Here is an 11,708-nt window from a genome sequence, read left to right as displayed (position 1 = left end):
GGTCACGACACGAAGGAAAGTCGGTCGATTATACCGACTTTGCGCAGTTAGTGAGGTTGATAGGCAGAACGCCATAGTGGCTGCCGTAGACTATCAAGTGCTTCAGCACTTAGAGAGTCTTTCATGGTCACGACACGAAGGAAAGTCGGTCGATTATACCGACTTTGCGCAGTTAGTGAGGTTGATAGGCAGAACGCCATAGCGGCTGCCGTAGACTATCAAGTGCTTGGCACTTAGAGAGTCTTTCAACGTCAATCCACAAACTCAAATTCGAAGTTACCAATACGAACGATATCGCCATCCTTAGCACCACGTTCACGAAGCGCTTCATCAACTCCCATACCACGCAATTGACGTGCAAATTTCATGATTGATTCGTCACGTTCCATGTTGGTCATAACAAAGAGTTTTTCAAGTTTCTCACCAGAAAGTACCCATGAGGCATCGTCGTCACGGCTAATTTCAAATGGACGTTCATCCTCGTTAAAGCCGTAGTAAACTTCTTCTTGTTCCATATCATCTTCGCTATAAAGCAAGAATTCGTCTGTCTCATCAAGCAATTTTGCAGTAGCTTCTAAGAGATTTTCCAAACCTTGGTGAGCCAAACTTGAAATTGGGAAAATTTGTGGCAACTCATCGAATTCATCGTAGTTAGCAGCCAATTTTTCCTTAAACTCTTTCAAGTTTTCCTCAGCCTCAGGCATGTCCATCTTATTAGCCACAATAATTTGTGGGCGTTCCATCAAGCGAAGATTATAAGTTTCCAACTCTTTATTGATCTGAAGATAATCCTCGTAAGGATCACGCCCTTCACTCGCTGACATATCAATCACATGAAGGATAACACGTGTACGCTCAATGTGGCGAAGGAACTGCGTTCCCAATCCAACACCCTGACTAGCCCCCTCAATCAATCCTGGAAGGTCAGCCATAGCAAAGCTCTCACCTGACTTAGTACGAACCATTCCCAAGTTAGGAACAATTGTCGTAAAATGATAGGCACCAATCTTTGGTTTTGCTGCTGTTACCACACTGAGAATCGTTGATTTACCAACAGATGGGAAACCAACCAAACCAACATCAGCCAAAATCTTCAATTCCAATTGAAGTTCGCGTTCTTCACCTGGTTCACCATTTTCAGCGATTTCAGGAGCAGGGTTACGAGGTGTTGCAAAACGGATATTTCCTCGACCACCACGTCCACCGTGAGCAATGACAAACTCTTGGCCATCTTCAACCAAATCAGTAATAACTTTGCCGGTCTCAGCATCACGAACTGTCGTACCTGGCGGGATGCTAACGATGAGGTCTTCAGCACCTCGACCGTGCATTCCCTTGGTCATCCCTTTTTCGCCATTCTTAGCCTTGAATTTACGGTTATAACGGAAATCCATAAGGGTACGCAAGCCTTCGTCAACCTTGAAAATGACTGAGCCACCCTTACCACCGTCACCGCCCCAAGGACCGCCATTGGGTACATATTTCTCACGACGGAAAGCGACCATCCCGTCACCACCACGACCAGCTTTGACACTAATCTTGGCTGTATCTAAAAACATACTCATCTCTATATCTCTCTTTCTGATTCATGTGTCCTATATAAAGGCATTCTCATATAAGAGAATTTCTGACAGACACAAAAAAACGCTTGATAGCGTCTTAAAGGACAGCTGCGACTGCTTGGAAAATCAATGCCCCAACTGTTACTAATAGCATAATCAAAACGACCAATACTGTTAGACGTTCAAAAAATGATTTCTTACGTGGTCCGTTATCTCCAAATGCCACTTGAATTTACCTCGTTTTTTCTTCTATTATTTCACAATAATAGTAACAAAAATCTGCCCATTTCGCAACTCTTAACTAGCTTAAGCCAAAGGAATTCCAAAAACAGCTAAAGCTTCCAACTCCTCCTCGGTTAAACGTCGCCAAGCACCAAGTTCTAAATCATCTGGCAGACTTAAAGGCCCCATACTCATACGTTGTAACTCTGTCACTTCCTTACCACAAGCAGCTACCATACGCTTAACCTGATGGAATTTCCCCTCAGCAATGGTAATCTGAACCAAGCTAGTCCCAGCATCCCTATCTACGGATACAATCTCTAGTTTAGCTGGTTGGCAAGTGTGGTCTTTGAGTTCAATCCCTTTTTCAAAAGCTAGGATATCCTCCTGATCCATGATACCATCCACCTTGGCTTGATAAATCTTGTCCACATGTTTCTTTGGAGATAGCATGGCGTGAGCTAAGTCGCCATTATTGGTTAATAGAAGAAGACCATGAGTGTCAATATCCAAGCGACCAACTGGAAAAACTTGCTTATGTCTTGCTGTGTCATCGAGTAAATCGAGCACTGTCTTGTGACGGGCATCCTCTGTTGCTGAAATGACACCCTGAGGCTTATTTAAAAGATAGTAAACAAAGGTCTCATGTATTAATGCTTGACCTTGAAAAGCAATCTGATCTTGCTTCTCATCAATCTTAGCCTTAGGTGACGTCTCCACTTGACCATTTACAGTCACTTGCTTCTTTTTTAGAAAGATCTTGACCTGACTACGACTCCCGACACCACAGTCTACCAAAAACTTATCCAGACGCATCTAAACTTCCTCCTTTATTGGAATCCAAACTTCCATCTCATAATCTTCAGCCTGACGATTTCCTGGGAGATAAACCTCTACAGTGGGCTGGTCAATCATTTCAAAATGGTTCTTAGCATAGTGAAAACTCTCCCAAACAGCTGCCGTTGCAGGCCCTCTAAGTTTAAATACCGCATAAGTAGCTGGTGCTAGAGCAATCATTTCCATACTATCATCCTCACCAGCCAAGGCTGTTACATAAGTCTTGCGACTGCCATCATTGATCCGAATGCCATAGGTAGGAACAGCCAAATCATCTTGTTCTGCTAAAAAAGGTACCCAAAGGAAGTCTGTTGGCTTACCTAATTCCTCGCCTTCAAAAGCCATCCCTGAAAAACTCAAAAATCCCTTCCGAACAACCCCCACATCATAACGAACGGTTACTAAATCCAACTTTTGAATCACCTTTTTCAGTTTTGTCAGCTCAACTGGAACCTCGTCCGCTAGGACATAGGAAATCTTTTCTACAAATGCTTCTTTTTCGGCATTACCAGAGCCTATAGGAACCAAGACCCAATCTTCTGCTGCAACGCTTTGATCTTCACAAAGGTAGGTAAATTGCTTGCCTCCTTCGTTAAAAGACACATCAGCTAAACGAAAAAGAGGTTCAGGCAAATCGACAACCACCATCTCAAGCCCCTTTGCTTGAAACAAGAGCTCTTGATCCCTTAAACGAGCCTTCATAGCCAAGCTATCACTATCAATTGAAAAGGTGGTGTCAGTGTCCATTACAGACTGAAAGAAGGCCTGGTGTAAACCTGAAAAAGTCCAGACAGCATGCCAACGACACATCATCTCATAATCGTCAATGGTCACCAGAAGAGAGAGCTCCTGTTGGTCAGATGCATAGGAATATGCTTGAACGCTCAGTTGGTCTGGTGTCAGGTAGTCATTAACAAAGACCGCAAAGTCATCCATGGTTTGAAAATCTGACATAAACGCTCCTTTTCTATTCCTCGACCGAGCCTGTCACATACATAGTAAATGTAGCCCTTGTAAGAATTTTCTCTTCCTGATTAGTAATGACAACTTCCACCACCTTAGTCGTCTTACCATTATGAACACACAATCCCTCAATCTTGAGTTGGTCAGACAAATGCCCTGCCTTGAGATAATTGATATTAGACTGAAGCGTCACCGCATAGTCGCCTGTTGAAATGGCCACGAGCCCTGCGACCTGATCACAAAGCGTAAACAAATACCCCCCGTGAGCATTACCAAAATAATTCAGGGACTTCTCGACTACCTTAGTTGTCACGATGACATGTCCCGTTTCAAATAGTTCTTCTTGAAAATTCTCAAACACATGGATTTCATGTAGTTTGTCTTGCATAGCAAGCCCTCCTATTGTTGCTCATTCCACACCTAGTGAAATGACACGTCTTTATCTACTAGTATAACACGAAGTTCATAAAGGATAGTAAGCTTATTTGGCTAAGCTAATATCAACCTGAATATCTTCACGAAAAAGCTTCTTCACTCGGCAAAAATTATCCACAAAAGCCAAGAGTTCTTGCTCATTTTCCAAAATCAGATCCTCAGGTAAATGAATGGCAAGGGTGAAATGTCCTTCTTCATAGTTGGAATCAACCTGAATAGCAAGCTCCTCGATTCCCTGATACTTGGCAAAATAACTCTGTAGACACATGGTCACACAGGAAGCCAAGGCAATATTCACCAAGCTCATCGGTGTTTCCCCATCTTCCGTGTAGCCAAAAAGTTCCACAGGTGCTCCGTAACCCTCTGAAAGCGAATGGAAACGTTTGTCACCTTTAATTGTTGTTTGATACATCATGTCACCTCAATCTTTTTTTATTATTATAACAAAGAGAGCCCTAAGGACCGAGCTGAACGCTTTGAAAAATCTATCAAAAGAAGAAAAAGCGTAAAGGCTTGTAGCTCTTATTTTCCAATAGATTAACCTTGTAAAACACTGATATTACCTAGGGATTACAGTTGGGTAAAAACGACTGGAAGCGCTTTTAAAATTATGTTTTTCATTTAAAATGAATTTACTAAGAAAAAAGGGAGACTATTATGAAAACATTTTCTAAATTAACTTTAGCCTCTGTCTCAGTTCTTGCCTTGTTGACCTTAGCAGCATGTGGCAACTCTAAAGACAAAACTGACTCGTCATCTTCAACACCATCATCAAGTAAGGTGACCAAAGAATCTTCTTCAACTGATTCAAGTGCTTCAATCAAAGTCAACAAAGACGGATCAACTGAGGTCAGCGACGGAAACGGTAACTCAGCAAAAACAAATGGCAATAATACTGTCGAAGCCAACGATAGCGAAGGTAACAGCGCAACAGTTGGTCAAGATGGCTCAGTCGACGTTAATAGCCAAGACGGTACAAATGTCAAAGTTGGATCAGACGGGACTGTCTCAATTGGTAACTAAATAAGATAAAAAAGGCTAGCTAATCTGCTAGTCTATTTTTTAGGTTCAGATTGATGTAAACGCTTCCTGAAAGTGCTATAATAGGCGTGGAAATGCAAATTCAGGAGGTGAGATAATGAAGAATAAAATCATCTTAGGATGCTTGGCTGCAGCGACCTGTGAGATTCTCTTTGGGCTCAGTTTTATCTTTACCAAATCTATTACAGCACAGGTCAGTGACCTGGCTTTAATCTCTTGGCGCTTTGTCACCGCCTTCCTTTTTATCAACCTTTATTTCCTATTCAGCCGACGTCGGCTAAAAATTAACGGTAGAAATCTCAAACCACTGACACGTATTGCCATTCTCAATCCGATTATCTATTTTATCTGCGAAACAATTGGCATTCGTATGACGACGGCTTCTGAAAGCGGAGCCTTCCTAGCCTGTATTCCAGTCGTTGCCCTTATCATGTCCAGCCTAATTTTAAAAGAATGGCCTAGCCGTTGGCAAGTGGTCGGTGTCATCACAACCCTCATCGGTATCATCATAGCTGTATTTGCTGCTGGCGGCTCTACCCACTTCTCCCTTGTGGGCTACTTGATTCTAGGTCTAGCAGTTGTCTCCTACGCCCTGTATTGCGTTGATGTCGAAAGAGCCAGTCAATTCAGTAGCCTTGAGATTACCTACTTTATGCTTGCTAGTGGCTGCCTGACATTTGGACTCTTTGCACTCAGCCAAGGCTTTCTAGCAGGTGATTTGAAAGAGCTCTTGCTTCTCCCTGTGAGCAATCCAAAATTCACTATCACTATCCTTTATCAAGGCTTGGGATGCAGTGTTCTGGGCTATCTGCTATCAAATTTTGCCATCGCAAATATCGGAGTTAACCGAACAGCATCCTTTATTGGAATTTCGACAATTATCTCAATTCTAGCTGCTGTTGTCGTCTTAGGAGAACCCTTCTCGCAGCTACAAATTTTTGCAGGCATTTTAGTCGTCCTGGGCGTCTATGTAGCCAATAAAACCTAAAACTCTCGGGAATTAATCTTCCGAGAGTTTTTTAGTCTTAATCAAGCTCTGTTTGAATTAAAACGACAAGTTCTTCCTCATTAGGAATACTACTTACCGCTGTCGGTTCAGGTAAGGTCTTATCTCCATAGCCCTTAATAATATGTGCTAAAAACACAGATGCTTTCGTCATGGCAAGAGGCAAAGAATCTGCCCTAATGCTACGACCAAAATCAGGAAAACTAATTTGATAACCTTCCTCAATTGTGTGAAAAATCGCTGGATATTCGTATAACATATCTCTTCCCCCATTTCAATACTAGACTCCTCTATGATAGGATGTGTTTGAGGATAAGTCAACCAAAAATTGTTACAAAGAGAGAGTGAAACCATTCGAAACAAGGCAGCAAAGTTAAAATAAGGCTTAGTCCGTAATCAACTTGAGAAAGTGACACCGATTCGGTGTTTTTTTTTGGTATACAAATAGTCCTTTGGAATCATCCAAAGGACTATTTATATATCTACTATTTCTTAACCTCATCCAAAATCTCGATTACCTTATACAAGTCTGGTTCTGTGATTTGGTAGGGAGCTTGTTCACGGACAATTGGTTTAGCACAAAAGGCGATACCAATGCCAGCTGTCTTAATCATAGGTAAATCATTGGCACCATCACCCATTGCAATGGTTTGTGAGAGTTCGAGACCATTTTCTACCGCCCAATCTTTGAGTTTGGCTACCTTGACATCTTTGGTAACAATCTCACCATAAACCTTACCAGTTAAGACACAATCAACCACCTCTAGGTGATTAGCCTTGACATAATCGATTCCTGCTTCAGCTGCTAGTCTATCCACAGTCTCATGGAAACCTCCAGAAACCAAGCCTACCTTAAAGCCACGGGCGTGGAGTTCATCCACCAGTTTCTTGGCTCCCTTGTTGAAATGAATACGAGCATATACCTTATCAAATATACTCTCTGGCAATCCCTTGAGGGTCGCTACACGCTCATTTAAGGCCTGTCTAAAATCCAATTCTCCACGCATGGCACGCTCTGTGATTTCAGCAACTTCTTGACCAACGCCTGCTTCTTCTCCCAATAAATCAATAACTTCTTCTTGGACTAGCGTAGAATCTACGTCCATAACTAATAAACCTTTAACTTCTGACATAATTACCTCGATTCTTCGATGTCTATATAAGCCTTCACTAGATTTAATTCAAATATGAAATGAAAAACGGACCTTACAAAAAAATCTGGACCGCAGTCCAGAATCTTTCTCTTACATACGAATTTGTTCGCGTGTCTTCTCGTAAGATGATACAAAGCGATCTGTCACACCTGGTTCAACTGTTTCCAAGGCATAAGAGATTTCTTCCAAAGATGCATCATAATCATGATCAACCTCAAACAATTTAAGTGCATGCTCAAAGCTACTTTGAACAGCAGGTTCGAACGAACGGTAGCGGTTTGAGTATTGCAAGAGTTGCTCAGTCAAGGTTGCATTTTGAACAACCAAGTAAGCAGTCTCTTCCAAATGATCAATGGCGTTTTTAGATGTTTCTGTCAAACGCATTACCGCATCAATATTAATACGGCCACGGCTGAGTTCGTCCATAAGGGCCTCAATTTGAGCACTAGTTGAGAAGAATACACTCAAGAAGGATTGAGGAATACCTGGCAGGTTACGTTTTTCCATGTAACGCTTGATAACATGCAATTTATTAACATAAAGATCAAGCTCTTCACGTGCTTTAGCTTCGTTTATCTCAATAGCCTGAAGATTTTCAAAGACCTCAACCTGACCATTTTCAACAGCTGACAAGGTATTAAGACTCTTTTCAAAGATTTTCTCAAGTTCTGAGAATGGTTTTACCTGAGTTTCAAAATTTTCAAGGGTCGGAAGAACAGCCGTCTCCACACCTGAAATATCAGATGCAAAGCTACGAACATCTGCCGCATATGTTTCATCGAAGATGTAAGTCAACATGAGACGCTCAAGCTCTTCTTGAAGTTTCTTGTTGTTTTCTTTAGCATGCTTGAGATAATCTGGCAAAATTTTCTTTTGACGCATAACAACCTTGTATGAGGCAATTTCACGTTCAAAAATGCTATACAAGTTGTCAATTTTTTCTTGAATCTCAGCGTTTTCTTCTTCCGCACGGTCTAAATCAAGAGAAACCAACTCACTTGAGTTTGAACGGATAGCTTCACGAATTTCTTGGAAGCGACGTTCGATATTTTTCTCAGGGAAGTGATAATTTTGCTCAATCAACTTGCGATAGCCAGATTCCAAATCATCCAACTGATCTGGGAAATCATCTTCCAACTTAGCTACAATAGCAGGAATCTTCTCTGAAATTTGACCCAATGCAATAGTGTGCTCTTCTGCACGATCCAAGATAGTAGATGCTTCAACAGGGTCACCTGATGAGTTAAGAGTCACGAATTCTGCAAACTCAGCTTCAATGTTTTTAAGCTGCTTATTGATTTCGGTCATGGTAGAACCGAAATTATCAGAGTTTTCCTCGATTGAGTTTTGCAACTCTTCGTACAAGTCTAATGCATGCTTAACGCGAGCACTGTTCTTTTCTTCTTGTTCTTTCAAGGTTGAGAGCGCTTCGCGGATAGACTTGATATCTTCTTCCACAAGATCTAACTGACTCTCAATGTTATTGATTTCACCACTAGCCTTGAAGAAATGGAAGGTATCATTCATATTTTCAGCTTCGAAAATATGATTTTCAATATCTGCGAATGAATTTGTCGAGATATCAATCCATTTCTGATTCCATTCACGGAAGGTTGTTTGACTTTGTCCAATCAAGTGAAGCTTTTTAACTTCTTCAATTTCTTCGTTAATTGGCAAGTCAAACAATTTTTGCTTGCGTTCTTCAAGCTGTGCAATCCGCGAATCATTTCGTTTTCTAATAAGAATACCGACTAAGTAAGCGATAATTACGAGCATAACTACCACTACAATCAGTAAAACAATTCCGCTAGACATAGTTTCTCCTTAATCGTCTATTATGTTCATAAATGTAGAATAACATTACGATTATATCATAGTTATCCTAGCATTGCACCCTTTTCTAAAAGAATATTAGATATCTAGAGTACTGTAAACGGCATTTTCTTCGATAAATTCGCGGCGAGGTTCAACCTTGTCTCCCATCAGCATATCGAAAATCTTATCTGCTTCTGCAGCATCATCCACAGAAACACGTGCCATCAAACGATTTTCAGGGTCCATGGTTGTTTCCCAAAGTTGGTGGTCATCCATTTCACCCAAACCTTTATAACGTTGTACCGTAGGTTTTGAACGTCCCACACTATACTTTTCAAGAGCAGCACGCAATTTGTCTTCTTGATCGGCACCAGGTTGGATGTATTCTTTAATCTCAGAACCAACCTTAACCCCATAAATTGGAGGTTGTGCAATGTAGACATAGCCTGCTTCCAAGACTGGACGCATAAAGCGGTAAATCAAAGTCAGAAGCAAGGTACGGATGTGAGCCCCATCGACATCGGCATCGGTCATAATTACCAACTTGTGGTAACGAGCCTTGCTGACATCAAATTCAGCTCCAAAACCTGTTCCCATAGCTGTGAAGAGAGAACGAATTTCTTCATTGGCTAGAATCTTATCCATGCTAGCCTTTTCAACGTTCAAAATCTTACCTCGAATTGGCAGAATGGCTTGGAATTCACGGTTACGTCCTGACTTAGCAGAACCACCAGCTGAGTCCCCTTCGACAATGAAAAGTTCATTCATTTCGGCATTATTTGATGAACAGTCTGCCAACTTCCCTGGAAGGTTAGAAATTTCAAGACCTGACTTCTTACGTGTCACTTCACGGGCACGTTTAGCGGCGATACGAGCCTTAGAAGCTAAAATCCCTTTTTCAACAATCTTCTTAGCAATGGCAGGATTTTCCAAGAGGAAGCGACTTAGAGCCTCACTGAAGAGGCGATTGGTAATCTTAACCACTTCAGAGTTTCCAAGCTTGGTCTTGGTTTGACCTTCAAACTGAGGGTTTGGATGCTTGACAGAGATGATAGCAGTCAAACCTTCACGAACATCATCCCCAGTCAAATTATCATCTTTTTCTTTGAGAATCTTATTCTGACGCGCATAGTCATTAATGACACGCGTTAAGGCTGTACGGAAACCTTGTTCGTGGGTACCACCTTCATGGGTGTGAATGTTGTTAGCAAAACTCATCACCGTTTCATGATAGCCAGTCGTGTATTGCATAGCAACTTCAACCGAAATACCATCCATCTCACCATCAGTGTAGATAGGTTCATCAAAGATAACATCCTTGTTTTCATTGATGTATTTCACATAAGATGTGATACCACCTTCGTAGTGATAATGTTTCTCTTGTTCGAGACCCTCACGCTTATCTGTGATAGAGATACGGAGCCCCTTGTTCAAAAAGGCTAGCTCTTGGATACGTTTAGCCAATTTTCCAAAATCAAACTCGGTTGTCTCTTGGAAAATCTCTGGGTCTGGCGTAAAGTGAACAGTCGTACCATGTTTCTCTGTTTCACCAATTACTGCTAGATCTGCCACCACGACCCCACGTTTATACTCTTGGAAGTGGATATGGCCATTTTTATAAACCTTAACATCAAGTTGTGTTGAGAGGGCATTAACGACCGAAGAACCAACCCCGTGCAATCCACCAGAGACCTTATAACCGCCTCCGCCAAATTTACCACCAGCGTGAAGTACCGTAAAGACAGTTTCAACTGCAGGACGGCCTGTTTTCTCTTGGATATCGACTGGAATACCACGACCATCATCGACAACCGTGATAGAATTGTCCGGCTCAATAAAGACCTGAATATGAGTGGCGAAACCAGCCAAGGCCTCATCAATTGAGTTATCGACAATCTCCCATACCAAATGATGCAACCCTTCTTTTGAGGTTGATCCAATATACATACCTGGGCGCATACGTACCGCTTCAAGCCCCTCTAGGACTTGAATCTGGCTGGCATCATATTCTTGCGCTTTTTCTTCAAGATTTTTTAATTCATCAGTCATTTATGTCACAATCTCCAATAATGATTTATGGCCATCAACAAGCAAGGTATCCAGACCTGCTGCTTTTCCTGCCTCTATATCTATCTGGCGGTCACCAATGACCAAGCCGTGTTTAATATCGTATTTGTTAATTAAATAAAGGAAACTATCTGGACTCGGCTTTCTAGCAAAGCCATTTTCAGAAGTTACAACCTCTGTAAAATAAGAGGCAATTTCTGCTTTATCAAGGATTTCTAGCACCAAGTGATTACGGTGGCTAACCAAAAAATTACGCCCACCCTCAGCCACAATCTTAGCTAGGACAGTCTTAGCACCTTCAAAAAAAACAGGTTCCTGTAAATGCTTGGCTTCCTCTTGCTTATATAGGGTTCGAAAATCAGCTATATCAGGCGCAAACATAGCAATGGCAGTGCTCGTTGATACCTTAAGGGCATCATAGACTGCTTGAGGTTCTGCTGTACGCTCAAATTGTTCTAAAGTTGCTAGAAAGGCTTGGGTTGATACCTGGTAATTATCCAACAAGGTACCACCCAAATCCCAGATATAATCTCCATAATTCATAACCTTAATTATAACATAAAAGGTCAGATTTTGCTTGTTTTTCACAGCTAAAAAGGCTTGGAA

General features: G+C 41.6%; 13 protein-coding genes. 2 read left to right on the top strand and 11 right to left on the bottom strand.

Features of this window, described 5'->3' with window-relative positions; translation table 11 throughout:
* Positions 1 to 251: 251 nt before the first annotated feature.
* The 6 genes from obgE to H7U02_RS08105 all read right to left on the bottom strand — a co-directional run bounded on the left by obgE (position 252) and on the right by H7U02_RS08105 (position 4,431).
* Complete coding sequence (gene obgE, locus H7U02_RS08130; protein ID WP_002891491.1) at positions 252 to 1,565, bottom strand: GTPase ObgE; 1,314 nt, start codon at positions 1,563 to 1,565, stop codon at positions 252 to 254.
* A 94-nt stretch (positions 1,566 to 1,659) separates the two neighbouring features.
* Entirely contained in the window at positions 1,660 to 1,788 is a 129-nt protein-coding gene (locus tag H7U02_RS08125) for a DUF4044 domain-containing protein (RefSeq protein ID WP_002884629.1), read from the bottom strand.
* An 80-nt stretch (positions 1,789 to 1,868) separates the two neighbouring features.
* Positions 1,869 to 2,600 (bottom strand): pseudouridine synthase, encoded by a 732-nt coding sequence (locus tag H7U02_RS08120; protein WP_073690044.1) that lies wholly within the window; start codon positions 2,598 to 2,600, stop codon positions 1,869 to 1,871.
* On the bottom strand, positions 2,601 to 3,575 hold the full coding sequence (locus tag H7U02_RS08115) for a GyrI-like domain-containing protein (RefSeq protein WP_110981108.1): 975 nt from the start codon (positions 3,573 to 3,575) through the stop codon (positions 2,601 to 2,603). It lies immediately after the preceding gene.
* A gap of 13 nt (positions 3,576 to 3,588) precedes the next feature.
* Positions 3,589 to 3,972 carry a PaaI family thioesterase gene (locus H7U02_RS08110; RefSeq protein ID WP_201043124.1) on the bottom strand — a complete coding sequence of 128 codons (384 nt, stop codon included), beginning with the start codon at positions 3,970 to 3,972 and terminating at the stop codon, positions 3,589 to 3,591.
* A gap of 93 nt (positions 3,973 to 4,065) precedes the next feature.
* Positions 4,066 to 4,431 carry an OsmC family protein gene (locus tag H7U02_RS08105; RefSeq protein ID WP_073685683.1) on the bottom strand — a complete coding sequence of 122 codons (366 nt, stop codon included), beginning with the start codon at positions 4,429 to 4,431 and terminating at the stop codon, positions 4,066 to 4,068.
* A 245-nt stretch (positions 4,432 to 4,676) separates the two neighbouring features.
* Between H7U02_RS08105 and H7U02_RS08100 the strand changes: the two genes are divergently transcribed.
* A complete protein-coding gene (locus tag H7U02_RS08100) occupies positions 4,677 to 5,042 on the top strand; it encodes a histidine kinase (RefSeq protein ID WP_070656468.1) in 366 nt (121 codons plus the stop codon).
* Positions 5,043 to 5,157: 115 nt separating this feature from the next.
* Positions 5,158 to 6,048, top strand: coding sequence for a DMT family transporter (locus H7U02_RS08095; protein WP_045772204.1), 891 nt, complete (start codon positions 5,158 to 5,160; stop codon positions 6,046 to 6,048).
* Positions 6,049 to 6,085: 37 nt separating this feature from the next.
* Here the strand turns inward: H7U02_RS08095 and H7U02_RS08090 are convergent, their stop codons facing one another.
* The 5 genes from H7U02_RS08090 to H7U02_RS08070 all read right to left on the bottom strand — a co-directional run bounded on the left by H7U02_RS08090 (position 6,086) and on the right by H7U02_RS08070 (position 11,645).
* A complete protein-coding gene (locus H7U02_RS08090; RefSeq protein WP_070656465.1) occupies positions 6,086 to 6,325 on the bottom strand; it encodes a hypothetical protein in 240 nt (79 codons plus the stop codon).
* Positions 6,326 to 6,551: 226 nt separating this feature from the next.
* Positions 6,552 to 7,199: a phosphoserine phosphatase SerB gene (gene serB, locus H7U02_RS08085; protein ID WP_110981109.1), complete on the bottom strand. Its 648-nt coding sequence runs from the start codon at positions 7,197 to 7,199 to the stop codon at positions 6,552 to 6,554.
* Positions 7,200 to 7,310: 111 nt separating this feature from the next.
* Positions 7,311 to 9,035, bottom strand: coding sequence for a septation ring formation regulator EzrA (gene ezrA / locus H7U02_RS08080; protein ID WP_070656459.1), 1,725 nt, complete (start codon positions 9,033 to 9,035; stop codon positions 7,311 to 7,313).
* Between the two features lie 96 nt (positions 9,036 to 9,131).
* A complete protein-coding gene (gene gyrB, locus H7U02_RS08075; protein WP_037601635.1) occupies positions 9,132 to 11,084 on the bottom strand; it encodes a DNA topoisomerase (ATP-hydrolyzing) subunit B in 1,953 nt (650 codons plus the stop codon).
* On the bottom strand, positions 11,085 to 11,645 hold the full coding sequence (locus H7U02_RS08070) for an HAD-IA family hydrolase (protein WP_037602875.1): 561 nt from the start codon (positions 11,643 to 11,645) through the stop codon (positions 11,085 to 11,087).
* Between the last annotated feature and the right edge of the window lie 63 nt (positions 11,646 to 11,708).

The organism is Streptococcus sp. 3.1, assembly GCF_016648915.1.
Classification (GTDB): Bacteria; Bacillota; Bacilli; order Lactobacillales; family Streptococcaceae; genus Streptococcus; species Streptococcus salivarius_E.
Note: the sequence above shows the minus strand (reverse complement) of the source record. Positions and strands in the feature narration are given on the sequence as shown.

Bases quoted from the DNA above. Each gene is read 5' to 3' on its own strand.
- serB (WP_110981109.1), bottom strand. From the start codon at position 7,199: ATGTCAGAAGTTAAAGGTTTATTAGTTATGGACGTAGATTCTACGCTA.
- H7U02_RS08090 (WP_070656465.1), bottom strand. From the start codon at position 6,325: ATGTTATACGAATATCCAGCGATTTTTCACACAATTGAGGAAGGTTAT.
- H7U02_RS08115 (WP_110981108.1), bottom strand. From the start codon at position 3,575: ATGTCAGATTTTCAAACCATGGATGACTTTGCGGTCTTTGTTAATGAC.
- H7U02_RS08105 (WP_073685683.1), bottom strand. From the start codon at position 4,431: ATGTATCAAACAACAATTAAAGGTGACAAACGTTTCCATTCGCTTTCA.
- H7U02_RS08120 (WP_073690044.1), bottom strand. From the start codon at position 2,600: ATGCGTCTGGATAAGTTTTTGGTAGACTGTGGTGTCGGGAGTCGTAGT.
- H7U02_RS08070 (WP_037602875.1), bottom strand. From the start codon at position 11,645: ATGAATTATGGAGATTATATCTGGGATTTGGGTGGTACCTTGTTGGAT.
- gyrB (WP_037601635.1), bottom strand. From the start codon at position 11,084: ATGACTGATGAATTAAAAAATCTTGAAGAAAAAGCGCAAGAATATGAT.
- H7U02_RS08110 (WP_201043124.1), bottom strand. From the start codon at position 3,972: ATGCAAGACAAACTACATGAAATCCATGTGTTTGAGAATTTTCAAGAA.
- H7U02_RS08095 (WP_045772204.1), top strand. From the start codon at position 5,158: ATGAAGAATAAAATCATCTTAGGATGCTTGGCTGCAGCGACCTGTGAG.
- obgE (WP_002891491.1), bottom strand. From the start codon at position 1,565: ATGAGTATGTTTTTAGATACAGCCAAGATTAGTGTCAAAGCTGGTCGT.
- H7U02_RS08100 (WP_070656468.1), top strand. From the start codon at position 4,677: ATGAAAACATTTTCTAAATTAACTTTAGCCTCTGTCTCAGTTCTTGCC.
- ezrA (WP_070656459.1), bottom strand. From the start codon at position 9,035: ATGTCTAGCGGAATTGTTTTACTGATTGTAGTGGTAGTTATGCTCGTA.